This window comes from Kitasatospora sp. NPDC127111 (genome assembly GCF_042677465.1).
Taxonomy (GTDB): Bacteria; Actinomycetota; Actinomycetes; order Streptomycetales; family Streptomycetaceae; genus Kitasatospora.
Map to the genome: position 1 here is coordinate 1 of NZ_JBHXTG010000027.1, position 22,905 is coordinate 22,905.

Here is a 22,905-nt window from a genome sequence, read left to right on the forward strand (position 1 = left end):
GCGCCGCGGGCCGCGCCCCCGGTGGCGCCCCCGCCGGCCCCGGCCGCCCCTTCCGGCCCGGTGGACCCGCGGGTGGCCCTCGCCGCCAACGCGCCGCTGCCGCAGAGCACTCCTCCGGCGCCGCCCGCCGCCGCCCCGGCCGCGCTCACCAAGGTCACCCTGGACAAGGGCCGGGTGAGCCTGACCAAGGGCGGCTCGGTCTCGCTGGAGAAGAACGGCAAGCCCTTCCTCTCCTCGGTCCGGATGGGCCTCGGCTGGGAGCCGGCCGGCCGCGGCCGCAACATCGACCTGGACGCCTCCTGCATCGCCTTCGACGCCCGGCGCGAGAAGCTGGACACCGCCTGGTTCATGAAGCTGGGCATCTTCAACGGCGCCGTCGCCCACTCCGGCGACAACCTCACCGGCCAGGGCGGCGGTGACGACGAGTCGATCACCGTCCACCTCGACGGCCTGCCGCCGGAGGTCTGCGGCCTGGTGTTCGTGGTGAACTCCTTCTCCGGCCAGAAGTTCACCGAGGTCAAGAACGCGTACTGCCGCCTGGTGGACGCCGGTTCGGGCCAGGAACTGGTCCGCTTCGACCTCACCCAGTCCGAGCCGCACACCGGCGTGGTGATGTGCAAGCTGGTCCGCCAGTTCTCCGGCGAGTGGGTGATGACCGCGATCGGCGAGTACGTCGACGCCAAGACCGCCCGCGCCATGGTCAAGCCGGCCGCCTCGATGCTCTGATCGGCCCCTCCGACGGCCGGGTGACGGGAAATCCGCTTGGATTCCCGGCGCCCGGCCGCCATCCTGTCGGGATGCTGATCAGAGAAGCCACCGCCGAGGACTGGCCCGCCATCTGGCCGTTCTTCCACACCATCGTCGCCGCCGGCGAGACCTTCACGTTCCCGCTCGACCTGGACTTCGAGCAGGGCCGGGACTGGTGGCTGCTCCGGGCCCCGGACCGCACGGTGGTCGCGGTGGACGAGGCGACCGGCACCGTGCTCGGCACCGCCAAGATGAACCGCAACCACCAGGGCAACGGCTCGCACATCGCCAGCGCCAGCTACATGGTCGACCCGGCGCACTCCGGCCGCGGCGTCGGCCGCGCCCTCGCCGAGCACACCCTCGACTGGGCCCGCCGGGCCGGCTACCGCGCCATGCAGTTCAACGCCGTGGTCGCCTCCAACGAGCACGCGGTGAAGCTGTACGAGTCGCTCGGCTTCACCGTCATCGGCACCCTCCCCGAGGGCTTCCGCCACCCCGTCCACGGCTACGTCGGCCTGCACATCATGCACCGCGCCCTCTGAGCGCCGCGTCCTCGGACACCGCGCCCTCGGAGCACCGCCCCGCCCGTGCCTACTCCTCGATCGCGCCACCGACCCGCCGCAGGTGCTGCCGGAAGCTGTACGACGGGTCGGCGGCGCGCCGCTCCAGGTAGTCGTCGAACGAGGTCTGCCGGCGCAGCGTGTCGCCCGCACGGATCCGCTCCGCCTGCGCGCGCTCGGTCCGGGCGATGCCGGCGGCCGTTTCCAGCACCTCGTCCAGCCGCGCGGCGGGCACGAACAGCACGCCGTCGGCGTCCGCGAACACCGCGTCCCCGGCGCTCACCAGGTGCGGCCCGAACCGGGCGGTGGTCAGCGCCTCCGGCTCCCGCTCGTCCAGCCGGACCGGCCCCAGCGGCAGGGCTCCGTAACTGAACACCGGCAGCCCGATCTCCACCAGCTCCGGGGTGTCCCGGTGCAGCCCCCACACCACCAGCCCGGCCAGCCCGGCGGCCCGCGCCTCCAGCACGGCGAGGTCCCCGACGCAGGCCTCGTCCGTCCGCCCGCCGTTGTCGATCACCAGCACGTCCCCGGGCCCGGCCGCGCCGTACGCCTCCAGGAAGACGTCCACACTGCCGTAGTGCCGCACCGGCAGCACCCGCCCGGCCACCCGGCTCCCGGCGACCACCCCGGCGACCCCGGCCGGCGCCACCCTGAGCTCCACCCCCAGCCGCACACAGGCGTCCGCCACCAACGGCGTCGACAGCTCCGCGAACCGCTTGACCACCACGTCAACTCCTCACCTTGACACCAAGGTTCACCAGCAGAGCGATCCTATGCCGAGCCTTCCCTCACACCCTCGGGTGAAAGGCCATCACACGAAGCGCGCCCCGTACGGCTCACGACTACCGCGCGGTCCGCGCCACCCAGCGAATCGAGCGCCACTGCCACGCCCGGGCCGGAATCCCGCTCCGTCTCCTCATCGACCGCGAGAAGTCGCAGGTCAGCCTCTTCGGCAAACCGCACCGCGACGAGTACACCGAGGTGCACCTGGCCGCCTTCGGCGAGCCGATGGCCCTTCCCGCCCCCTTCGAGTTCGAGCTGGACACCAAGGACTTCCTCTGACGGCCCCCGCACACGACGGACGGCCCGCACTCCCCTTCCACAAGGGGTGCGGGCCGTCCGCGGAACCGGGACCTCAGCCGCGCGTCGCCATGGCGCGCAGGAAGAAGGTCAGGTTGGCCGGGCGCTCGGCCAGGCGGCGCATGAAGTAGCCGTACCACTCCTCGCCGTAGGGCAGGTACACGCGCATCGTGTTGCCCTCGGCGGCGAGGCGCAGCTGCTCCTCGGGGCGGATGCCGTAGAGCATCTGGTACTCGAAGGAGTCGCGCTTGCGGCCGTTCCACTGGGCGAGCTGGCCGGCGATCTTGATCATGTTGGGGTCGTGCGAGGCGATCATCGGGTAGCCCTCGCCGGCCATCAGCACCTTCAGCGCGCGGACGTACGCGAGGTCGACCTCGCGCTTGCCCTGGAAGGCCACCGACTCGGGCTCCTTGTAGGCGCCCTTGCACAGGCGCACCCGGGAGCCGGCGCCGGCGAACTCGCGGCAGTCGGCCTCGGTGCGGCGCAGGTAGGCCTGGAGGACGACGCCCAGCCAGGGGAAGTCCGCCCGCAGCTCGCGCGCGATGGCGAGGGTGGAGTCGGTGGTGGTGTGGTCCTCCATGTCGAGGGTCACCGTGGTGCCGGCGTCGGCGGCGGCCTCGCAGATGCGGCGGGCGTTCTCCAGGGCGATCTTCTCCCCGTCCACCGGGAGGAACTGCCCGACGGCCGACAGCTTGACCGAGACCTCGGCGCCGGCGGCGAGGCCGGTGTCCTTGAGGGCGGCGAGCAGGTGCTCGTAGGCCTCGGCGGTGGCGGCGGCCTGGGCGGCGTCCTGGGTGTCCTCGCCGAGGTGGTCCAGGGTGACCTTGCGGCCGGTGGCGACGAGGTCGTCGCAGGCGGTGACCGCGTCGTCGAGCTTCTCGCCGGCGACGAAGCGCTCGACTATGGCGTGGGTCGGCGGGAACTTCTCGACCACGGTGCGGACCTGCGGGGAGCGGGAGGCCGCGAGGAGGGCGGAACGGAGCATCGTGACTCCTGGAGCTGGTGCTTCTAAGGGTGGCGGAAAGACGGGCGGCGGACCGGAGGGGGTGTCGCGCGCGGCGGGCGACGGGTGGGCGGGCGGTCCGCCGCCCGTGGGACGCCCGGCTGCGGGACCGGGCGTCAGGGGACCACGAGGTCCGGGGGCACTCAGCCCATGTGCGGGTAGCGGTAGTCGGTCGGCGGGACGAAGGTCTCCTTGACCGAACGGGTGGAGGTCCAGCGCGCCAGGTTCTGCTTGGCGCCGGCCTTGTCGTTGGTGCCGGAGGCCCGGCCGCCGCCGAACGGCTGCTGGCCGACGACCGCGCCGGTCGGCTTGTCGTTGATGTAGAAGTTGCCGGCCGCGAAGCGCAGCTTGTGCATGGCGTCCTGGGCGGCGGCGCGGTCCTGGGCGATGATCGAGCCGGTCAGGCCGTAGGCCGACACCGACTCCATCTGCGCCAGCATCTCCTCGTACTTCTCGTCCTCGTAGACGTACACCGCGAGGATGGGGCCGAAGTACTCGTCCTTGAAGTACTCGCTCGCCGGGTCCTGGCAGACCAGCACGGTCGGGCGGACGAAGTAGCCCACGGAGTCGTCGTAGGTGCCGCCGGCCAGCACCTCGACCTGCGGGTCGGCCTGGGCCCGGTCGATGGCGGCCTTGTTCTTGGCGAAGGCGCGGTCGTCGATGACGGCCGACATGAAGTTCGACAGGTCGGTGACGTCGCCCATGGTGAGGCCCTCGACCTCGTCGCGGAACGCGTCCTTGAGGCCGGCCCAGATCGAGGCCGGGACGTACGCGCGGGAGAGCGCCGAGCACTTCTGGCCCTGGAACTCGAAGGCGCCGCGGGTCATCGCGGTCTTCAGCACGGCCGGGTCGGCGGACGGGTGGGCGACCAGGAAGTCCTTGCCGCCGGTCTCGCCGACGATCCGCGGGTAGGTGCGGTAGCCGGCGATGTTGGTGCCGACCTCGCGCCACAGGTGCTGGAAGGTGGCGGTGGAGCCGGTGAAGTGGATGCCGGCCAGGGCGGGGTGCTTCAGCGCGACGGCGGAGACGTCCAGGCCGTCACCGGTGACCATGTTGATGACGCCCTTGGGCAGCCCGGCCTCCTCCAGCAGCTGCATCAGCAGGTGCGCGGAGAACTGCTGGGTCGGGGACGGCTTCCACAGCACCACGTTGCCCATCAGCGCCGGCGCGGTCGGCAGGTTGCCGGCGATGGCGGTGAAGTTGAACGGGGTGATCGCGTAGACGAAGCCCTCCAGCGGGCGGTGGTCGCTGCGGTTCCACACGCCGTCCGAGGAGATCGGCTGCTCGGCCATGATCTGGCGGGCGAAGTGCACGTTGAAGCGCAGGAAGTCGACCAGCTCGCAGGGGGTGTCGATCTCGGCCTGCTGGGCGGTCTTGGACTGGCCGAGCATGGTGGCGGCGGCCAGGGTCTCGCGCCAGGGGCCGGCCAGCAGGTCGGCGGCCTTGAGGAAGATCGCGGCGCGGGAGTCGAAGGAGAGCGCCTGCCAGGCCGGGGCAGCGGCCAGGGCAGCGTCGATGGCGTCCTGCGCGTCGGCCTGGGTGGCGTTGCGCAGGGTGCCGAGCCTCGCCGCGTGGTTGTGCGGCTGGACGACGTGGATCTCGGTGCCGCCGCCCATCCGGCGCTCACCGTTGATCGTCATGGTCAGCTGGACCGGCTCCTGGCCGCCCAGCTCCTTCAGCTTGGCCTCCAGGCGGGCCCGTTCCGGGCTGCCGGGGGCGTAGCTGTGGACCGGCTCGTTCACCGGCGCGGGGACCTGGGTCACAGCGTCCATAGAGCGCACGCTCTCCTTCGGTTGATGCGGGGGATGCCGACGCGGGTCGCACGTCGGCCACACGACGAACGCTATTCCTGCACCGGGGCCCACTTGATTGGCCGGGCGGCCAAAGTCCCCCGGACGGCGTTGTCCGGCCCGACGACGGGGGTCACGGCACGGTCACGGCGCCTCCCGATCACCGTGCCTGTCCGCGCCCCCTCCGCCCCGCCGGCCGTCAGACCGCCGTGCGCGCCTTCTGGGCGTTGACGACCGCCGCCCTCGCCGCGACCTCCTCCACCACCGGCCGCCGGGCCGCCTCGTACGCCGCGAGGGCGCTCGCCAGGTCGGGCAGCTCGTGCAGGCAGCGGGCCAGCTCGACGGCGCTCTCGACGGCCAGCGAGACGCCCTGGCCGGAGCTGTTGGACGGGGCGTGCACCGAGTCGCCGACCAGCACCATCCGGTCCCGGTACCAGTGCGGCACGGACGGCATGATCTCCAGCCGCGGGAAGACCTCGACGCTCGCGGCGTCCGCCTCCGCCAGGACGTCCCGGGCGGGCAGGTCCTCGGCGTGCAGCTCGCGGGCCAGGGCCAGCCACTCCTCCTTCGTCACCGCCCGGGCCTCCTCCGCGGTCAGCTGCCCCGGCTGCGGGATGTTGCTGAACCAGGCCGTCCCGGCGCCCTCCGGCAGTCCCCAGTAGCCGAAGAACGCCCGGGTGCCGTGCGCGAAGTGCACGGACTCGCCGCCCCTGCCCGGGCCCTCCAGCCGGTGCGCGCTGTAGCCGCCGACGCCGATCAGACCGGTGTACCGCGGGCCCGGCGCGGCCGGGTCGATCAGCCCGCGGACGACGGAGCGGGTGCCGTCGGCGCCGATCAGCAGGTCACCCTCGGCGGCGCTGCCGTCGGCGAAGCGGGCGGTGACGCCGCCCGGGCCCTCGTCGACGCCGACCAGCCGCCTGCCGTACCGGACGGCGATGTCCTCCTCGCCCAGCCGGCGCTGGAGCACCGCGTACAGCTCGGCGCGCCGCATCACCCGGCCGCCGACGGGGAGCTCGCCGAGGACGCCGCCCTTCCCGTCCTCCATGACCATCCGCCGGATCAGCTGGCCGACCTCGCCGACCTGCTCCTCCAGGCCGACCGCGGCCAGCGCGGCCAACCCGTTGGGCGCGATCATGAAGGTGCCGCCGATGCCGTCGGCCGGGCTCTCGTAGGCCTCGAAGACCTCCGCCGCGATGCCGGCCCGGCGCAGCGCCAGGGCCGTCACCGGCCCGGCGATCCCGCCGCCGACGACCAGTGCCTTCCTCGTTCCACTCATTCCAGACTCCCGAAGATGTCGTGCCAGGGCCGGACGAACTCCGGCTCGCCGAGCGACTCGATGAGGTCGGTGACGAAACGCTGCTCGGCCTCCAGCAGTGCGAGGCCGTACTCCTCCTCGATCAGGAAGACCCGCGGGACGCCGTCCTCGGCGGCCTTCGCCAGGGCGGCGCGCGTGCTCTCGTTCTTCGCGGTCAGTGCCGCCAGCCGCCGCCCGAGCAGTTCGGCCGACTCGGCCGGCGGCAGCGCCACCAGCAGGCACAGGGCGACCCCGAACGCGGGGTACTCGTGCTGCGGCTCGGCGAGCAGTTCGCGCATCCAGTCCTGGAGCTCCGCCCTGCCTTCGGCCGTGATGGCGTAGACGGTGCGCTCCGGGCGCTGGGTGTCGCGGACGGTCTCCTGCTCGGCGACGAACCCGGCCTTCCGCAGCTGCTCCACCACCATGTACAGCGAGCCGCGGTTGTACTTGATGTTGCGGTCCTTGCCGTGCTCCTTGAGCCGGCGCCCCATTTCGTACGGGTGCATCGGTTCGGGCGTGAGCTCGGCCAGGACCGCGAGGGCCAGCGGGTTCGACACCTTGCGCCGCTTCGCCACGAGAGTTCCTCATCTCTTGGTCAGTATCGACTATCCAGGCCTGAATAGTCAGAGTCAACTATTCGGGAAAACCGAGTCCGACTCTGTCCTCCCGGCTAAAATCAACCACACGGCGTTGTCCGAGCGGATGAAGGAGACCCGGATGACCACCCCCGGCCTCCCGCCCACCCCCGGACTTCCGACCACCCCGGGCCTGTCACCCGCCCCCGGTCTCCCGCTCCGCCGACTGCTGATGTCCCTCGGCGAACCGCTGGTCGAACTCCAGGCCGCCCCGCAGGGGTTGGACGTCCCGGTGCGCGACGTCGCCATCCTCGACCCCGAGGACCCGCCCGCCGCCGCCCCAGGCGAGCTCGTCCTCGCCATCGGCGCCCGCGGCCGGGCCGCCCTCCCCGCCCTGCGCGCGGCCGGCCGGGCCGGCGCCGCCGCGGTCGCCGTCAAGCTGGACGCCCCCGGCCAGGCCGACGCCCTGCGCGAGGCCGCCACCGAGGCCGGCGTCGCGCTGCTCTCGGTCCGCCGGGAGACCCGCTGGGAGCACCTGGACTCACTGGCCCGCGCGATCATCGCCGGACCGGACGCCCCGGACGCGGCCGGCGCCCCCGAGCACAACGCGGGCGACCTCTTCTCCCTCGCCCAGACCGTCGCCGTGCTCACCAACGGCATCGTCTCGATCGAGGACACCTCCAGCCGGGTGCTGGCCTACTCCCGCTCCTCCGACTCCGACGAGGTGGACGACCTCCGGCGGCTCTCCATCCTCGGCTGGCAGGGCCCCGAGCCGTACCTCTCCAAGCTCCGCGAGTGGGGCATCTTCCAGCACCTGCGCACCTCGGACACCCCGATCGCGGTCGAGCCGCACCCCGAACTCGGCCTGCGCCGCCGCCTGGCGGTCGGCATCCGGGCCGGCGCGCAGCCGCTCGGCACCATCTGGGTCCAGGAGGGCGCCCAGCCGCTGGCCCCGCTCGCCGAACAGGCCCTGGTCGGCGCGGCCCGGGTGGCGGCGGCCCAACTGGTGCGCAGGCGCCGGGAGCTGTCCGCGGACGTCCGGCTGACCCAGACCCTGCTCACCGGCCTGTTGGAGGGCTCGACCGGCCCGCAGTCCCTCGCCACCCACCTCGGCCTGGACCTGCGCCGCCCGGCCACCGTCCTGGCGTACAGCGCGCGGACCACCGAGGCGCTCACCCGCGCCGAGGTGACCGGCCTGATCTCGGTGCACACCGCGGCCCGGCACCGCGCCGCACTGCTCGCCCCGATCGAGTCCCGGGTGTACGTGCTGCTGCCCGAACTGCCCGCCGGACTGCCGATGACGACGGTCCGCGACTGGGCCCAGGAGGTCGTCGTGGCGGCCCGGGACCACCTGGGCGTCCCGCTGCGCGCGGCGATCGGCTCGACGGTGGACGGCCTGGCCCGGGTGCCCGACTCCCGGGCGCAGGCGGACCGGATCCTCGACGCGATGGGCCGCGGCGGGGTGGACCTCGAGGTCGCCGCGCTGATCGACGTCCAGGCGGAGGTGCTGGTCAGCGAGATGGTGGCGCTGTTGCAGGAGCGCGGCGGCCTGCGCGACCCGCGGCTGACCGCGCTCACCGCGTACGACCGCAGGCACGGCACCCGGCTCGCCGAATCGGTGCTGGCCTGGCTGGACGCGCTGGGCGAGGTCCGGGTCGCCGCCGACGCCCTGCACATCCACCCCAACACCCTGCGCTACCGGGTGCGCCGGGCCGAGCAGTTGACCGGCATCGACCTGACCCAGCCGCAGCAGCGGCTGCTGGCGATGCTCCAGCTGCGGCTGCCCCCGGACGCCTGAACCCGGACGCCTGAGCCCGGACACCGGAACCCGGACGCCTGAAGGGCCCGGGCGCCTGAAACGCCTGAAGCACCCGGCCCCCCTGAAGCCGGGCGGCTCCCCCGGACGCCGGAAAGGGGCCCGCTCCGTGGCGCGGGCCCCTTCCGTGTTCCGTCAGCGCGTCCGGCTCACTCGCCGTAGCCCTGCCCGCGCTTGTGCTCGTTCAGCCGGTGCCACGGGCCGGTGATCGCCAGCTGGATGCCCGGCTCCTGGATGTTGGCGAACAGCGTCTTGCCGTCGTCGGAGAAGGTGACGCCGGTGAACTCGCTGAACTCCGGCTTCTCGGCGGTGCCGATGTTCAGCTCGTTGCGGGCGATCGGGTAGGTCAGCCCGTCCTCGGTGGCGCCGAACAGGTGCTGCACGCCCTCGCCGTCCTCGGCGATCACCACGCCGCCGTACGGCGAGACGGTGATGTTGTCCGGGCCGTCGTAGTTGTCGTGGTCGCCCAGCACGTCGGTGTTGACGCCGAGCAGCACCTTCAGGGTGATGGTGCGGCGGACCGGGTTGTAGAACCAGACCTGGCCGTCGTGCTGGACCGGGCTCTCCGAGCGGGCGAAGCTGGAGACGAAGTAGAAGCCGCCGTCACCCCACCACATGCCCTCCAGCTTGCGGGCGCGGGTGACCTCGCCGTCCTTGAACTGCTTGCGGACGGAGACGGTCCGGGCGTCGCGGTCCTGGACCTTGACCCAGTCCACGCCGTAGACGGTGCCGACCTTGGTGGCGCGGGAGAGGTCGTCGACGAACTTGCCCTGGGCGTCGAAGACCTTGAAGGCCTCCAGCACGCCGGCGTCGGCGGCCAGCCGCCGCAGCTGGTAGCGGCCGTGCTTGAAGCCGGCCGGCGGGGTCCAGCGGTACAGCAGGCCGTTGGGGTTGCCCGCGTCCTCGGTCAGGTAGACGTGGCCGCGCTTCTTGTCGACCACGACGGCCTCGTGCGCGTAGCGGCCGAAGGCCTTCACCGGCTGCGGGTCCTGGTTGTACTCGTCGTCGAACGGGTCGACCTCGAAGATGTAGCCGTGGTCCTTGGTCATGCCGTTCTGGCCGGCCTTGTCCTCGGTCTCCTCGCCGGACAGCCAGGTGCCCCACGGGGTCACGCCACCGGCGCAGTTGGTGGAGGTGCCGGCGATGCCGACCCACTGCTCGACCTTGCCGTCCCGCTTGACGTGCACGACGGTGCAGCCGCCGGCCGCGCCCGGGTCGTAGACGTGACCCTCGGTCAGCGGCACCGGGTTGGGCCAGTTGGCGCGCGGACCGCGCAGCTCGTGGTTGGTGACCAGCAGGTTGCCGCCGTGCTCGTCCTCGAAGGCGGAGGTGCCGTCGTGGTTGCTCGGGGTGAACTCGCCGGTGCGCAGCTTCGTCCGGCCGGCCCGGTTGAGCACGGTGTAGCTGAAGCCCTTGGGCAGCGAGAGCAGGTTCTCCGGGTCCTTGACCAGCGGGCCGTAGCCGACGGCGGCACGCTCGGCGTCGGCGGTGGCGGCGGCCGGCACCTCGCCGCCGACCGGGGCCGCGATCGCCCCCGGGGCGCTGGCCAGGGCCTCGGCGCTGCCGGCGATCAGCACGCCGGCCCCGACGAGGGTGGAACGGTTGACGAAGTCCCGGCGGGACAGCGACATGTCAGTCACTCCTGAGAGGTGGGGCGCCGACCGGGGCGGGCCCGGTGCGTGGCGTGCGAGGTGTCGAGGCAGGTCGTCGACGCCCAGCAGACTCCGCCGGTGCGGTGAACGCACGGTGAATCGGACGCCTCGTCAGGGTGGTCATTTGCCGACCGTATTCGAACCCATGACTCGTTCTTTGCCGTGAGCACCACAGGTCACAGCCCGCCGGCCGCCGCCGGGGGCCCACCCGTCACCGCCCCGTGCGGGCCGTCCGCCACTGCTCCCAGGCCGCGAGCCAGAGCTGCTCCCCCAGCCGCTGCCCGTCCCAGCCCCCGCCCTCGGCGCACGGCCGGTCCCGCCACAGCTGCGCCCAGGCGCGCTGCGCCGGCAGGCTCGCCACCTCGCTGGCGAACACCGTGTAGCGGATCACCTCCTCGACCGCGGCCTCCCCCTCCGGCGTGCCGACCACCCACTGGGTCCGCCGGGAGAGCCGGTTGAGGTGGTTGACCATCGCCGTCACCGCCGCGGCCGCCTCCTCCCGGCTCTCCGAGGCGAGCCGCATCTGCTGGCGCACCGCGGCCTCCCAGCGCAGCGCGCCGGTCTCGCCGCGCAGCCCGCGCGGCAGCCGGGGCGTCCGCCCCGCCCGCACCTGCGCCTCGATCGCGGCGGACTCGGCGATGCTGTGCTCGATCACCGCCCGGTGCGCCTCCAGCCCGGTGACCGGGGGGAGTTCGCGCTCCTCCACCGGCACGTACCGGCCGCGCCGGGAGGCGAGCGCGCGCAGCAGCGCGGTCCGGCCGCGCAGGTACCGCTCGACGTCGTCGACCGGGGCCAGTTCGAGGCCGCCCGGCGGCACGCCGCGCCCGCAGACGGTGACGGTCAGCCCGCCCACCCGGAACCGGCCGGCCCAGACCGGTCCGGCCCCGGGCCGGGGACAGTCGCCGGGGACGGGGGCGTCCGGGCAGGCCCAGAGCTCGCGCCGGTCCTCGTGCACCTCGATCGCCCGCGGCTCGCCGTCCACGGTGATCCACTCGCGCAGCGCCCGGATCCGTCCGGGGCAGTCGTCGCCCTCGTCCACGCCGAGCTGCTCGTACACCCGGTCCCGCTCGTCCTCGACCAGGTCCTCCAACTCGGGCAGGGCGCCGTATAGTTCGGCGCCGGGCCGGTAGGTGCGGACGGTGACGTACGGGCCGTCGGCGGCGGTCCGGTCGCCGGAGCGGACCTCGACCCAGGAGAGCAGGCCGTCCGAGGTCTCGAAGGCGGCCAGCGCGTCGTCCTGCGGGTCCACCCCGGCCGCGACGCCGTACACCGGGAAGTCCGCGTCGGCGAGGGTGCGGCGGGCGAACTCCTCCTGGTCGGCGAAGCGGTCCTCCCGCCCGCGCGGGTCCACCCGCCTCGGCCCGTCCCCGCGGAGACCGTCCTGCATGCCACCGTTCTCCCACGCCATCCCGCGCCGCACCCCCGCTTCCTCGCCGCTTCCGCCCGCCTGCGGGACACGATACGTGGCCCGACCTGCCGGGTCATCAGCTCAGCCCGGACGGATCGGCCCGCACCACGCCGTGTCAGGTCCGGGGTTTGTCAGTCCGGCTTCCTACGCTGTCGGGCATGACAGCAGCCAAGGACTTCCCCGCCCGGATCAGCATCGTCACCCTCGGGGTGGCCGACCTCGACGCCAGCGCCCGCTTCTACGAGGCGTTGGGGTGGCGCCGCTCGTCGGCCTCCAGCCCGGAGATCGTCTGGTTCCGCACGGCCGACTCGGTGCTCGGCCTCTTCCCGTACGACGAGCTGGCCGCCGACGCGGGCGTGCCCGCCACCGGCGAGCCCTCGTTCCGGGGCGTCACCCTCGCGGTGAACCTCGAATCGCCCGAGCTGGTGGACGCCGCCCTGAAGACGGCCGTCGCGGCGGGCGCCACGGTGGTCAAGCCCCCGGCCGCGACCAGCTGGGGCGGCTACTCCGGCTACTTCGAGGACCTCGACGGCCACCTCTGGGAGCTGGCCCACAACCCGTTCTTCCCCTTCACCGAGGACGGCTCGCTGGACCTGCCGTGAGCCTCCCGGCCGGCCCCGCTACCCCTTCGACCGGGCCTTGAAGGCCGCCTTGCGCGCCTCCTTGGCCACCGCCCGATCCAGGTGCAGCTCGCCGACCGCCTCCAGCACGTCCGCCGTGTAGGGGTGGTCGACCCGCCAGAGCTCGCCGAAGTAGCTCGCCGGGTTGTCGGTCACCGGCAGGTCGGCGATCAGTTCGCGCAGCAGCTCGGCGTCGCCGCCGGTGTCGAGCAGCTGGGCGGCGAAGGTGTCGACCACCGTCCAGAGCGCCATCGCCCGCTCCGGCGCGGGCACGTCGGTGGCGCCCTGCCCGGCCAGCCAGGCCCGCGCGCCCCCGCCCAGCTCCGGGTCGTCCAGCACCTCCCGGACGGCGGGCTCGGCCGGCGCCCCCAGCATGGTCAGCGCCAGCTGGCAGAGCATCCGGCGCATCGGCGCGTACGCGTCGCTGCCGCGCGCCGCGGCGAGCAGCTCGCGCGCCGCCGCCACCGGCTCCCGGTCGGCGATCCAGACCCGCAGCTCCTCGTCGGGCAGCACGTTGGCCGACTCGCACACCCCGCGCAGCAGCTCGGCGGCGTCGCCCTGGGCCAGCTCGCCGACCAGCGGCGCGTCGTAGCCGTCCTCCAGCAGCCACTGCCGGATGCCGTACTGGCCGAGCGGGGTCAGCCGGACGAGACCGAAGCGGGCCGACTCCTCCTCGTCCAGCGGCTCCTCGCCGACGGGCGGCGCGGCGGGCTCGGCGCCCTCCTCGCCCTCCTCCTCGTCGAACAGCTCCGGGTCGATCGGACGGTAGTCCAGCAGGCCCAGCTCGGCGAGGTCACCCAGCATCGGGTCCAGGGCGACCATCACGTCGGTGATGTCACCGAGCAGCTCCTCGCTCGGCTCCTCGCCCTCGGGGACGACCAGCAGGGCGGCCAGCACGCCGAGCGGAACGGTCTCGGTGCCGGGCTCGGCGAAGGCGGTGGTCTCGTACAGCACCTGGAGCGCCTCGTCGAGCAGCTCGGCGGCCTCGTCGCGGGCGTCCTCGACCTGCGCGAGCCGCTCCTCGTCCTCCTCGCCGGCCCCGCCCGCCGGCTCCCCCTCCTCCTCTTCCCCCTCCTCCGGCAGCGAGTCCGCCTCCACCGCCAGCTCCCGGACGATCCCGGCGGCGGTCAGCCAGAGCTCCAGCACGGTCTCCGGGTCCCCCTGCTCGGCCGGCTCCAGGTCCGGGCCGGGGACGGCCACGTGCTCACCGGCGGCGGTGGTGCCGATCTCGATCAGGTCCAGGTCGCAGGCCAGCGACCAGGCCCGCATCGCCTCGACCACGGCCGCCTCGGGCGCGTCACCCTGCTCGGGGGCGAGGCCGAGCAGCCGGGCGGCGGGCGCCCGGTCCGGGCCGGTGAGGTCCCCGAACTCGTCCACCGCCCGGTGCGGGGCCGTCCAGCGGGCCAGCTCCAGCGCATACCGGAACATCGGCACGGCCTTCGCCTGCGCGGCCAGCTCGGCCTCGGGCGGCAGCTTCACCGGCGGCACCAGCACGGCGGCGTCGTCCAGGTCCTCGTCGTCCAGCCCGTGCGCGGCGAACGCCCCGTAGAGGTCCTGCAGCTCCAGGTCGGCGGGGAGCACCGCGCCCTCACCCGGGGTGCCCGTCGCCGCGGCCCCAGCGTTCTTCCGACGTCGTCCGGCCATCGTTGCGCGTTCTCCCTACAGCCAGCGGTCGACCGATCGGCTCCGACATCAGCCGATCAGCTCCGCGTACCGGTCTCCTACCTCAGCGTATAGGGCGCGCACGCCCGATGCCCGGCCTCCAGGGGCGCGCGCCGCGACCGTGCGCCCACCCCTTATCCTTCGAACTGGCACCGTGCACACCCCGTGCGGGCCACCGGGCAACGAAGCCCGAACCTCAGCTCATCCGCTCCACCAGGGAGCCCGCACCGCGGCCACCACCACAGCGCCTCCGGACGGGCGCGCCGGCACACCCCGCCGACCCGGTGGTGCCCTGCCACAGGAGATCCCTTACATGGCGGACCTCTCCCCCGCCGGCGCCGGCCTGCGCACCGCGCAGCTCGACGGACGCCGACTGTCGGAGGCCCTGCTTCCCCTGGAGCTCGCGCCGCGCGCCCAGCTCCAGCTCGCCGCGATCAGCCGCTGGAACGCGATCCGCGGCGTGCGCGTCGGCCTGGTCTCGGCCGCCCTGCTGCTGATGCTGATCGGTGCCAATCTGGCGACGCCGATCTACCCCCTGATCCAGCAGCGCCTGGCGCTGACCGCGATCGACACCTCGATCCTCTTCACGATCTACATCTTCGCGCTGGTCCCGGTGCTGGCCGTGGTCGGTCACTGGTCGGACCACCTCGGCCGGCGCGCCATGATCCTGCCCGCCGTGGCGCTGGCGGCCGCCGGTGACGTCGTGTTCGCCACCGCCGGCAGCTTCGGGCAGCTCGCCGCCGGCCGGGCCGTCCAGGGCATCGCGGTCGGCTTCTCCACCGGCGCCGCCGGGGCCGCCCTCGGCGATCTGCTGCCGGACCGCCCGACGCTGGCCGCGAAGCTCACGCTCGCCTGCTCCGCGGGCGGTGTCGCGCTCGGCCCGGTGGTCGGCGCCCTGCTGTCCGGCGGCTCCGACCCGCTGCTGACGCCGTTCCTGCTGCACGCCATCGCGCTGCTGGCGCTCTGCGTGCCGCTCGCGGTGGTCCACCCCCGGATGCCCGGCCGCAACCGTCCGCCGGCCTCGCCGCCGCGGATCACCACCCCGGCCCACCTGCGCCCGCAGCGCCTGGCCCTGCCGGTGACCGGCCGCCGCGAGTTCCTGCTCGCCTCGGCCGCCGGCTTCGTCTCGTACGCGGTGTTCGGCGTCTACCTGAGCCTGGCCCCGGCCTTCAGCGCCAAGCTGCTGCACACCGACTCGCACCTGATCGGCGCCGTGGTGGCGGCCCTGCTGCTCGGGTCCTCCGCCGTCGCCCAGCTGCTCGTCCCGCCCACCTCGGACCGCCTGGTCATCGCCCTCGGCATGACCGGCCTCGCCTCGGGGCTGGGCCTGGTGGTCGCCGCCCAGTACACCGGCACCCCCGCGCTGCTCTTCATCGGCAGCGTCCTCGGCGGCGCCTGCCAGGGCGTGGCCTTCCGCTCCCTCTTCACCGCCGCCGTCGCCGCGATGAACCCCGAACGCCGGGGCTCCGAGCTCAGCTCCCTGTGGATCATCGTCTACCTCGGCAGCTCCCTCCCCATCGTCGGCGTCGGCGCCCTCGTCCAGCACTACGGCCTCCTCCCGGCCGTCAGCGGCTTCGCCACCGTCGCCGCCCTGCTCTGCGCGGCCCTCGCGGCCGCCGTGGCCCGCAGGCCCCGGCGCGCCTGACCCCCTCGAACACCGAACGCCGCCGCCCGGGACGGAGATCCGTCCCGGGCGGCGGCGTTCGTCGACGGGGCGCTACGCCACTGCCGCGCAAACCTTTCCCCCGAAGGAGAGGTTTGCGCGGCAGCAGGTTGACGATCGACGTCCGTCAGACGTTGAAGCCGAGTGCGCGGAGCTGCTCGCGGCCGTCGTCGGTGATCTTGTCCGGGCCCCACGGCGGCATCCAGACCCAGTTGATGCGCAGGTCCTGCACCAGGCCGTCGGTCGCGGTCTTGGCCTGGTCCTCGATGACGTCGGTCAGCGGGCAGGCCGCCGAGGTGAGCGTCATGTCGATGGTGGCCACGTCCGACTCGTCGATGTGGATCCCGTAGATCAGGCCCAGGTTGACGACGTCGATGCCCAGCTCGGGGTCGACCACGTCCATCAGGGCCTCGGTGAGGTCCTCGACGGAGACGGTGCCGGCGGTGGTGCCGACGATGCCCTGGGGGGCCTCCTCCGCAGCGGAGGACGCGGTGGCGTCGGTGTCACTCATGGTTCTGTCCTCCTCTGCGTCAGTTGTTCAGGTCGTCGACGGCGGGGTGCTCGGCGAGCGCCTTGGCGGTGGCGTCCTTCCAGGCCATCCAGCTCAGCAGCGCGCACTTGACCCGGGCCGGGTACTTGGAGACGCCGGCGAACGCGACCGCGTCCTCCAGCACCTCCTCGTCGCCCTCGCCCTGGCCCTTGCTCTGCATGAGCTCCAGGAAGGCCTCCTGGACGGCCTGCGCCTCGCCGACGGTCTTGCCGACCACCAGGTCGTTCAGCACCGAGGCGCTGGCCTGGCTGATGGAACAGCCCTGCGACTCGTACGAGACGTCGGCGACCGTGGCACCGTCGAGCTTCACCCGCAGGGTGATCTCGTCCCCGCAGGTCGGGTTGACGTGGTGCACCTCTGCGTCACCGTCCCGCAGCCCCTTGCCGTGCGGGTTGCGGTAGTGGTCCAGGATGATGTCCTGGTACATCGAGTCGAGCTTCATGATCGTCGCGCCCCGTCCCGTCAGCCGAAGAAGTTCCGGACGTGGTGCAGGCCGTCGATCAGGGCGTCGACCTCGCCCGGCGTCGAGTACAGGTAGAACGACGCCCGCGTGGTCGCCGGAATTCCGTACCGCAGGCAGACGGGCCGCGCGCAGTGGTGGCCGACGCGCACGGCGATGCCCTGCTCGTCCAGGACCTGGCCCACGTCGTGCGGGTGGATGTCGCCCAGCGTGAACGAGATCGCGGCGCCGCGGTCCACGGCCGTGCGCGGGCCGATGATCCGCAGGTCCGGGACCTCCAGCAGCCGCTCCACCGCGTACGCGGTGATGGCGTGCTCGTGCGCGGCGACCTTCTCCATGCCGATGCCCGACAGGTAGTCGATGGCCGCGCCCAGCCCGACCGCCTGGGCGATCGGCGGGGTGCCGGCCTCGAACTTGTGCGGCGCCGGGGCGTAGGTGGACGAGCCCATGGTGACGGTCTCGATCATCTCGCCGCCGCCGAGGAACGGCGGGAGGTCCTCCAGCAGCTCCTGGCGGCCCCAGAGCACGCCGATGCCGGTCGGAGCCAGCATCTTGTGGCCGGTGAAGGCGACGAAGTCGGCCTCCAGCGCCTGCACGTCCAGCACCATGTGCGGCGCGGCCTGCGAGGCGTCGATGACGACCAGCGCGCCGACCGACTGGGCCTTGCGGACGATGGTCTCGACCGGGTTGACCGTGCCGAGCAGGTTGGAGACCAGGGTGAAGGAGACCACCTTGGTCTTCTCGGTGATCAGCTCGTCGATGTCGGACAGGTCGAGCCGTCCCTCGTCGGTGAGCCCGAACCACTTCAGCTTCGCGCCGGTGCGCTGCGAGAGCAGCTGCCACGGGACGATGTTGGAGTGGTGCTCCATCTCCGTGATGACGATCTCGGAGTCGGCGTCCACCCGGTAGGGCTCGTCGGCCCAGCCGAGCATGTTGGCGACGAGGTTGAGCGACTCCGAGGCGTTCTTGGTGAAGATCACCTCGTTGCGGCTCGGCGCGTTGACGAACGCGGCGACCTTGTCCCGGGCGCCCTCGTACAGCGCGGTGGCCTCCTCGGCCAGCACGTGCACGCCGCGGTGGACGTTGGCGTTGTGCCGCTCGTAGTACGCGTTCAGCGCCTCCAGCACCTGGCGCGGCTTCTGCGACGTGGCCGCGTTGTCCAGGTAGACCAGCGGCTTCTCGTCGTGCAGCAGCCGCTGCAGGACCGGGAAGTCCTTGCGGATCGCGTCGGTGTCGAGCAGGCCCGACAGGACCGCCGACTCGTGAGTATGGGTCACTCGGAAGCGCCGCCCTTCACGTAGGACTCGTAGCCCTCTTCCTCCAGCTTGTCGGCCAGCTCGGCACCGCCGGACTCGACGATGCGGCCGCCCGCGAAGACGTGGACGTGGTCGGGCTTGATGTACCGCAGGATGCGGGTGTAGTGGGTGACCAGCAGCGTGCCGACCTCGCCGGTCGCGCGGACCCGGTTGATGCCCTCGGAGACGATGCGCAGCGCGTCGACGTCCAGGCCGGAGTCGGTCTCGTCCAGGATCGCGATCTTCGGCTTGAGCAGTTCGAGCTGGAGGATCTCGTGGCGCTTCTTCTCACCGCCGGAGAAGCCCTCGTTGACGTTGCGCTCGGCGAAGGCCGGGTCCATCTGGAGGGCGGCCATCGCCTCCTTGACCTCCTTCACCCAGGTGCGCAGCTTGGGGGCCTCGCCGCGGACCGCGGTGGCGGCGGTGCGCAGGAAGTTGGAGACCGAGACGCCGGGGACCTCGACCGGGTACTGCATCGCGAGGAAGACGCCGGCCCGGGCGCGCTCGTCGACCGACATCTCCAGCACGTCCTCGCCGTCCAGCAGCACCGAGCCGCCGGTGACGGTGTACTTGGGGTGGCCGGCCAGCGAGTAGGCCAGGGTGGACTTGCCGGAGCCGTTCGGACCCATGATGGCGTGGGTCTCGCCCTGCTTCACGGTCAGGTCGACGCCCTTCAGGATCTCGCGCGGGCCGTTCTCGGCCTCGACGGAGACGTGCAGGTCGCGGATTTCAAGGGTTGCCATGTGTACTCAGGACTCCTGGTTGACGGAGACGAGCACATCGTCCCCTTCGATCTTTACGGGGTAGACAGCGACCGGCTTGGTGGCGGGCAGGCCGGAGGGCTTGCCGGTGCGCAGGTCGAAGCTGGAGCCGTGCAGCCAGCACTCGATCATGCAGTCCTCGACCTCACCCTCGGAGAGCGAGACGTTCGCGTGCGAGCAGGTGTCGTTGATCGCGAACACCCCCTCGTCGGTGCGGACGATGGAGACCGGCACGCCGTTCAGGTCGACGCGCTTGGGCACGTCCTCGGCCAGCTCGCTGAGCGCGCAGGCGCGGAGAAAGCTCATCGGACTCAGACCGCCGCTTCCAGCTCGGCCTCGATCTTCTCCATCAGCTGGTCCTGGATCTCGGCGACGCCGATCTGCTGGACCAGCTCGGCGAAGAAGCCGCGCACCACCAGGCGGCGGGCCTCGTCGGCCGGGATGCCGCGGGCCTGCAGGTAGAAGAGCTGCTCGTCGTCGAAGCGGCCGGTCGCGGAGGCGTGGCCGGCGCCGACGATCTCGCCGGTCTCGATCTCCAGGTTGGGGATCGAGTCGACCCGGGCGCCGTCGGTGAGCACCAGGTTGCGGTTGTGCTCGTACGTGTCGGTGCCCTCGGCGGCGGCGCGGATCAGCACGTCGCCGACCCAGACGGCGTGGGCGTCCTGGCCCTGCAGCGCGCCCTTGTACACGACGTTGGAGCGGCAGTGCGGGGTGTCGTGGTCGATGACCAGACGGTGCTCCAGGTGCTGGCCGGCGTCGGCGAAGTAGAGCCCGAACAGCTCGGCCTCGCCGCCGGGGGCGGCGTAGGAGACCCGCGGGTGGATGCGGACCAGGTCGCCGCCGAAGGTGACGACCACGGACTTGAGCGAGGCGTCCCGGCCGACCAGGGCGGTCTGCTGGGCGGCGTGCACCGCGTCGCGCTCCCAGTCCTGGACCGAGACGAAGGTGAGCTTGGCGCCGTCGCCGACCAGCAGCTCGACGTTGGCGGCGCGGGTGCCGGTGCCGGTGTGGCCGAGCACCACGACGGCCTCCGCGAACGGCTTGACGTCGATCACCACGTGGGCGAAGCGGGTGCCGCCCTCGCCGTGCACGTCGATCTTGACCGGCTCGGTGAGCACCGTCTCCTTGGGGACGGTGACCACGAGCGCCTGCTCGAAGGCGCTGAACGCCTGCGCGGCGACCCGGTCGACCGGCCGGCCGGCCTTGCCCAGGCGGGCGTCGTCCCGGCCGACGGTCTCGGCGGTGACGCCGTCCGGCAGGCTCAGCTCGACCTTGTCCTCGCCCTTCTCGGCCGAGGTGGCGCTGCCGTCGTGCAGGCCGCCGAGGCGGTGCAGCGGGGTGAAGCGCCAGTCCTCCTCGCGGCCGGTGGGCACCGGGAAGTCCGCGACGTCGTAGGAGGGCTTGACCGCGACGCGGGCGTCGATCGGCTGCTGGACGGTGGCGCGGCCGGTGCCGGGGCCGGCGAGCTGCGCGCCCGCCCCGGCGGTGCCGACCTCGATCGAACCGGCGGTGGTGGAGCCGGTGGTGTTCTGAACGTCAGCCATGGCTGTCGTAGTGCTCTCTTCCTAAGGATGCGGACTGGACTTCCTACGGCCGTGCGTCAGCCGACGGAGCCCTCCATCTGCAGCTCGATCAGCCGGTTCAGCTCCAGCGCGTACTCCATCGGCAGCTCGCGCGCGATCGGCTCGACGAAGCCGCGGACGATCATCGCCATCGCCTCGAACTCGGTCATGCCCCGGCTCATCAGGTAGAAGAGCTGGTCCTCGCTGACCTTGGAGACGGTCGCCTCGTGGCCCATGGACACGTCGTCCTCGCGGACGTCCACGTACGGGTAGGTGTCCGAACGGGAGATGGTGTCGACCAGCAGCGCGTCGCAGAGCACGTTGGACTTGGCGCCCTTGGAGCCCTCGCCGATCTCGATCAGACCGCGGTAGGAGGTGCGGCCGCCGCCTCGCGCCACCGACTTGGAGACGATGTTGGAGGAGGTGTTCGGCGCCATGTGGACCATCTTGGCGCCGGCGTCCTGGTGCTGGCCCTCACCGGCGAAGGCGATCGACAGGGTCTCGCCCTTGGCGTGCTCGCCCATCAGGTAGACGGCCGGGTACTTCATGGTGACCTTGGAACCGATGTTGCCGTCGATCCACTCCATGGTCGCGCCCTCGTACGCCACGGCGCGCTTGGTGACCAGGTTGTAGACGTTGTTCGACCAGTTCTGGATGGTCGTGTAGCGGCAGCGACCACCCTTCTTGACGATGATCTCCACGACCGCGGAGTGCAGCGAGTCCGAGGAGTAGATCGGCGCGGTGCAGCCCTCGACGTAGTGGACGTAGGCGTCCTCGTCGACGATGATCAGCGTCCGCTCGAACTGGCCCATGTTCTCGGTGTTGATCCGGAAGTAGGCCTGGAGCGGGATGTCGACGTGGACACCCTTCGGCACGTAGATGAAGGACCCGCCGGACCAGACCGCCGTGTTCAGCGCGGCGAACTTGTTGTCACCGGCCGGGATGACGGTGCCGAAGTACTCCTTGAAGATCTCCGGGTGCTCGCGCAGCGCGGTGTCGGTGTCCAGGAAGATGACGCCCTGCTCCTCCAGGTCCTCGCGGATCTGGTGGTAGACGACCTCGGACTCGTACTGCGCGGCGACACCGGCGACCAGGCGCTGCTTCTCCGCCTCCGGGATGCCCAGCTTGTCGTACGTCGCCTTGATGTCCGCGGGCAGGTCCTCCCAGGACTCGGCCTGCTTCTCGGTCGAGCGGACGAAGTACTTGATGTTGTCGAAGTCGATGCCGGAGAGGTCGGAGCCCCAGGTCGGCATGGGCTTCTTGCCGAAGAGCTTCAGGCCCTTGAGGCGCAGGTTCAGCATCCACTCGGACTCGTTCTTCTTCGCGGAGATGTCGCGGACGACCTCCTCGCTGAGCCCGCGCTTGGCGGCGGCGCCGGCGGCGTCCGGGTCCGCCCAGCCGTACTCATAGGTGCCCAGGCCTTCGAGCTCCGGGTGCGAAACGGTGTCAGTCATGCGAGCTTCCTAACGCGCGGACGCTGAGTCTTCGGTGGACGTACCGGCAGTCGGCACTGCACCGGAACCCTGGCCTGCGGCACGCAGGGCGGGCGACGATGCGGCACCGGGTGCCGGCACATAGGTGGTGCAGACCCCGTCGCCGTGGGCGATGGTGGCCAGCCGTTGCACATGGGTGCCCAGCAGTTGGGAGAAGACCTCGGTCTCCGCCTCGCAGAGCTGCGGGAACTGCTCGGCGATGTGCGCGACCGGGCAGTGGTGCTGGCAGAGCTGGGCGCCCGCCGGGGCTTTCGCCGCGGCCGACGGAACACGCCGCACCGTGGCAGCGTACCCGTCCGCGCTCAGCGCCTGGGCGAGCGCTTCGGTGCGCTCGCCGGCCTCGGCCTGGCGCAGGGTCGCGAGGTAGCGCTCGCCCTGCTTGCCGAACCGGGCCCGGGCGAAGGCGGCGACCGCCTCCTCGCCCGCCTTGCCGCCGCCCACCGAGTCGGAGATCCAGCGCAGCGCGTCGGCCGCGAGCTGGTCGTACGCCTGGTAGAAGGCGTCCCGGCCGGCGTCGGTGAGGGCGAAGACCTTGGCCGGACGGCCCCGGCCGCGGCTGCCGTACACCCGCTGATCGCGGGCGTCGACCAGGCCGGCGGCGGCCAGTCCGTCCAGGTGACGGCGGACGGCCGCGGTGGTGAGACCGAGGCGGTTCGCCAGGTCGGCGGCGGAGGAGGGGCCGTGGTCCAGGATCGAACGGGCGACCCGGTCCCGCGTGGCGCGGTGGCCCTCCAGCAGCACCTCGGCCGCCGTCGCGGGCACGGCACAGCCGGGGGCCGACTCGGCCTCCTGCTGCGTGGTGTGCTCGCGCATGTTTTTCACAACACCAGTGTTGCGTAATTGCTTCCGACGGGACAACCCGTGATCCAGGCCTCACCGGTGTCTTCTGTCACGCAGGCAAGCCTTACCTGACC

21 protein-coding genes are annotated in these 22,905 nt (G+C 72.4%); 5 read left to right on the forward strand and 16 right to left on the reverse strand.

Going from position 1 to position 22,905, the window contains the following annotated elements:
- On the forward strand, positions 1 to 726 hold a 726-nt coding region (locus ACFVHB_RS18250), incomplete at its 5' end, for a TerD family protein (protein ID WP_380322601.1).
- A 71-nt stretch (positions 727 to 797) separates the two neighbouring features.
- Complete coding sequence (locus ACFVHB_RS18255; RefSeq protein WP_380322604.1) at positions 798 to 1,289, forward strand: GNAT family N-acetyltransferase; 492 nt, start codon at positions 798 to 800, stop codon at positions 1,287 to 1,289.
- A gap of 49 nt (positions 1,290 to 1,338) precedes the next feature.
- On the opposite strand, the gene ACFVHB_RS18260 is transcribed toward ACFVHB_RS18255, so the two are convergent.
- From ACFVHB_RS18260 to ACFVHB_RS18280, 5 genes are all read right to left on the reverse strand, one after another.
- Positions 1,339 to 2,031: an RraA family protein gene (locus tag ACFVHB_RS18260; RefSeq protein WP_380322824.1), complete on the reverse strand. Its 693-nt coding sequence runs from the start codon at positions 2,029 to 2,031 to the stop codon at positions 1,339 to 1,341.
- A gap of 411 nt (positions 2,032 to 2,442) precedes the next feature.
- Positions 2,443 to 3,372, reverse strand: a complete 930-nt coding sequence (locus ACFVHB_RS18265) for a proline dehydrogenase family protein (protein ID WP_380322607.1) — start codon at positions 3,370 to 3,372, stop codon at positions 2,443 to 2,445.
- A gap of 161 nt (positions 3,373 to 3,533) precedes the next feature.
- Positions 3,534 to 5,162: an L-glutamate gamma-semialdehyde dehydrogenase gene (gene pruA, locus ACFVHB_RS18270; RefSeq protein WP_380322610.1), complete on the reverse strand. Its 1,629-nt coding sequence runs from the start codon at positions 5,160 to 5,162 to the stop codon at positions 3,534 to 3,536.
- A gap of 217 nt (positions 5,163 to 5,379) precedes the next feature.
- Positions 5,380 to 6,456, reverse strand: a complete 1,077-nt coding sequence (locus ACFVHB_RS18275; RefSeq protein ID WP_380322613.1) for an FAD-dependent oxidoreductase — start codon at positions 6,454 to 6,456, stop codon at positions 5,380 to 5,382.
- Positions 6,453 to 7,049, reverse strand: a complete 597-nt coding sequence (locus ACFVHB_RS18280) for a PadR family transcriptional regulator (RefSeq protein WP_380322616.1) — start codon at positions 7,047 to 7,049, stop codon at positions 6,453 to 6,455. The genes ACFVHB_RS18275 and ACFVHB_RS18280 overlap by 4 nt, the downstream gene beginning before the upstream one ends.
- 142 nt (positions 7,050 to 7,191) lie before the next feature.
- Between ACFVHB_RS18280 and ACFVHB_RS18285 the strand changes: the two genes are divergently transcribed.
- Positions 7,192 to 8,847: a PucR family transcriptional regulator gene (locus tag ACFVHB_RS18285; RefSeq protein ID WP_380322618.1), complete on the forward strand. Its 1,656-nt coding sequence runs from the start codon at positions 7,192 to 7,194 to the stop codon at positions 8,845 to 8,847.
- 167 nt (positions 8,848 to 9,014) lie between these two features.
- On the opposite strand, the gene ACFVHB_RS18290 is transcribed toward ACFVHB_RS18285, so the two are convergent.
- Together ACFVHB_RS18290 and ACFVHB_RS18295 are read right to left on the reverse strand one after the other, a co-directional pair.
- Positions 9,015 to 10,496: an alkaline phosphatase PhoX gene (locus ACFVHB_RS18290; RefSeq protein ID WP_380322621.1), complete on the reverse strand. Its 1,482-nt coding sequence runs from the start codon at positions 10,494 to 10,496 to the stop codon at positions 9,015 to 9,017.
- 232 nt (positions 10,497 to 10,728) lie between these two features.
- Positions 10,729 to 11,904 (reverse strand): hypothetical protein, encoded by a 1,176-nt coding sequence (locus ACFVHB_RS18295; RefSeq protein WP_380322624.1) that lies wholly within the window; start codon positions 11,902 to 11,904, stop codon positions 10,729 to 10,731.
- A gap of 179 nt (positions 11,905 to 12,083) precedes the next feature.
- Here ACFVHB_RS18295 and ACFVHB_RS18300 point away from each other — a divergent pair, with 179 nt between their 5' ends.
- Positions 12,084 to 12,527: a VOC family protein gene (locus ACFVHB_RS18300; protein ID WP_380322627.1), complete on the forward strand. Its 444-nt coding sequence runs from the start codon at positions 12,084 to 12,086 to the stop codon at positions 12,525 to 12,527.
- An 18-nt stretch (positions 12,528 to 12,545) separates the two neighbouring features.
- Here ACFVHB_RS18300 and ACFVHB_RS18305 read toward each other — a convergent pair whose 3' ends face one another.
- Positions 12,546 to 14,189, reverse strand: a complete 1,644-nt coding sequence (locus tag ACFVHB_RS18305) for a hypothetical protein (protein ID WP_380322630.1) — start codon at positions 14,187 to 14,189, stop codon at positions 12,546 to 12,548.
- Positions 14,190 to 14,520: 331 nt separating this feature from the next.
- On the opposite strand from ACFVHB_RS18305, the gene ACFVHB_RS18310 reads away from it, so the two are divergent.
- The gene (locus ACFVHB_RS18310) at positions 14,521 to 15,852 is read left to right on the forward strand and encodes an MFS transporter (RefSeq protein ID WP_380322633.1); all 1,332 of its coding nucleotides are present in this window, start codon (positions 14,521 to 14,523) and stop codon (positions 15,850 to 15,852) included.
- A gap of 145 nt (positions 15,853 to 15,997) precedes the next feature.
- Here ACFVHB_RS18310 and ACFVHB_RS18315 read toward each other — a convergent pair whose 3' ends face one another.
- From ACFVHB_RS18315 to ACFVHB_RS18350, 8 genes are read right to left on the reverse strand one after another with little or no spacing between them, the layout of a single operon-like run.
- Complete coding sequence (locus ACFVHB_RS18315) at positions 15,998 to 16,381, reverse strand: metal-sulfur cluster assembly factor (protein WP_380322636.1); 384 nt, start codon at positions 16,379 to 16,381, stop codon at positions 15,998 to 16,000.
- 19 nt (positions 16,382 to 16,400) lie between these two features.
- On the reverse strand, positions 16,401 to 16,862 hold the full coding sequence (gene sufU, locus ACFVHB_RS18320) for a Fe-S cluster assembly sulfur transfer protein SufU (RefSeq protein ID WP_380322639.1): 462 nt from the start codon (positions 16,860 to 16,862) through the stop codon (positions 16,401 to 16,403).
- Positions 16,863 to 16,882: 20 nt separating this feature from the next.
- Positions 16,883 to 18,130 carry a cysteine desulfurase gene (locus ACFVHB_RS18325; protein WP_380322827.1) on the reverse strand — a complete coding sequence of 416 codons (1,248 nt, stop codon included), beginning with the start codon at positions 18,128 to 18,130 and terminating at the stop codon, positions 16,883 to 16,885.
- Between the two features lie 23 nt (positions 18,131 to 18,153).
- Positions 18,154 to 18,918 (reverse strand): Fe-S cluster assembly ATPase SufC, encoded by a 765-nt coding sequence (gene sufC / locus ACFVHB_RS18330; RefSeq protein WP_380322642.1) that lies wholly within the window; start codon positions 18,916 to 18,918, stop codon positions 18,154 to 18,156.
- Positions 18,919 to 18,924: 6 nt separating this feature from the next.
- Positions 18,925 to 19,242 carry a bifunctional 3-phenylpropionate/cinnamic acid dioxygenase ferredoxin subunit gene (locus ACFVHB_RS18335; protein WP_380322644.1) on the reverse strand — a complete coding sequence of 106 codons (318 nt, stop codon included), beginning with the start codon at positions 19,240 to 19,242 and terminating at the stop codon, positions 18,925 to 18,927.
- A gap of 5 nt (positions 19,243 to 19,247) precedes the next feature.
- Entirely contained in the window at positions 19,248 to 20,480 is a 1,233-nt protein-coding gene (gene sufD, locus ACFVHB_RS18340) for a Fe-S cluster assembly protein SufD (protein WP_380322647.1), read from the reverse strand.
- A gap of 56 nt (positions 20,481 to 20,536) precedes the next feature.
- Entirely contained in the window at positions 20,537 to 21,952 is a 1,416-nt protein-coding gene (gene sufB, locus ACFVHB_RS18345; protein WP_380322650.1) for a Fe-S cluster assembly protein SufB, read from the reverse strand.
- A 9-nt stretch (positions 21,953 to 21,961) separates the two neighbouring features.
- A complete protein-coding gene (locus ACFVHB_RS18350; protein ID WP_380322653.1) occupies positions 21,962 to 22,804 on the reverse strand; it encodes a helix-turn-helix transcriptional regulator in 843 nt (280 codons plus the stop codon).
- Positions 22,805 to 22,905 lie beyond the last annotated feature (101 nt).

Excerpts from the sequence above, each read along its gene's own strand:
- ACFVHB_RS18255 (WP_380322604.1), top strand. The coding sequence starts at position 798 with ATGCTGATCAGAGAAGCCACCGCCGAGGACTGGCCCGCCATCTGGCCG.
- ACFVHB_RS18265 (WP_380322607.1), bottom strand. The coding sequence starts at position 3,372 with ATGCTCCGTTCCGCCCTCCTCGCGGCCTCCCGCTCCCCGCAGGTCCGC.
- pruA (WP_380322610.1), bottom strand. The coding sequence starts at position 5,162 with ATGGACGCTGTGACCCAGGTCCCCGCGCCGGTGAACGAGCCGGTCCAC.
- ACFVHB_RS18275 (WP_380322613.1), bottom strand. The coding sequence starts at position 6,456 with ATGAGTGGAACGAGGAAGGCACTGGTCGTCGGCGGCGGGATCGCCGGG.
- ACFVHB_RS18285 (WP_380322618.1), top strand. The coding sequence starts at position 7,192 with ATGACCACCCCCGGCCTCCCGCCCACCCCCGGACTTCCGACCACCCCG.
- ACFVHB_RS18290 (WP_380322621.1), bottom strand. The coding sequence starts at position 10,496 with ATGTCGCTGTCCCGCCGGGACTTCGTCAACCGTTCCACCCTCGTCGGG.
- ACFVHB_RS18295 (WP_380322624.1), bottom strand. The coding sequence starts at position 11,904 with ATGCAGGACGGTCTCCGCGGGGACGGGCCGAGGCGGGTGGACCCGCGC.
- ACFVHB_RS18300 (WP_380322627.1), top strand. The coding sequence starts at position 12,084 with ATGACAGCAGCCAAGGACTTCCCCGCCCGGATCAGCATCGTCACCCTC.
- ACFVHB_RS18305 (WP_380322630.1), bottom strand. The coding sequence starts at position 14,189 with ATGGCCGGACGACGTCGGAAGAACGCTGGGGCCGCGGCGACGGGCACC.
- ACFVHB_RS18310 (WP_380322633.1), top strand. The coding sequence starts at position 14,521 with ATGGCGGACCTCTCCCCCGCCGGCGCCGGCCTGCGCACCGCGCAGCTC.
- ACFVHB_RS18315 (WP_380322636.1), bottom strand. The coding sequence starts at position 16,381 with ATGAGTGACACCGACGCCACCGCGTCCTCCGCTGCGGAGGAGGCCCCC.
- sufU (WP_380322639.1), bottom strand. The coding sequence starts at position 16,862 with ATGAAGCTCGACTCGATGTACCAGGACATCATCCTGGACCACTACCGC.
- sufC (WP_380322642.1), bottom strand. The coding sequence starts at position 18,918 with ATGGCAACCCTTGAAATCCGCGACCTGCACGTCTCCGTCGAGGCCGAG.
- ACFVHB_RS18335 (WP_380322644.1), bottom strand. The coding sequence starts at position 19,242 with ATGAGCTTTCTCCGCGCCTGCGCGCTCAGCGAGCTGGCCGAGGACGTG.
- sufD (WP_380322647.1), bottom strand. The coding sequence starts at position 20,480 with ATGGCTGACGTTCAGAACACCACCGGCTCCACCACCGCCGGTTCGATC.
- sufB (WP_380322650.1), bottom strand. The coding sequence starts at position 21,952 with ATGACTGACACCGTTTCGCACCCGGAGCTCGAAGGCCTGGGCACCTAT.
- ACFVHB_RS18350 (WP_380322653.1), bottom strand. The coding sequence starts at position 22,804 with ATGCGCGAGCACACCACGCAGCAGGAGGCCGAGTCGGCCCCCGGCTGT.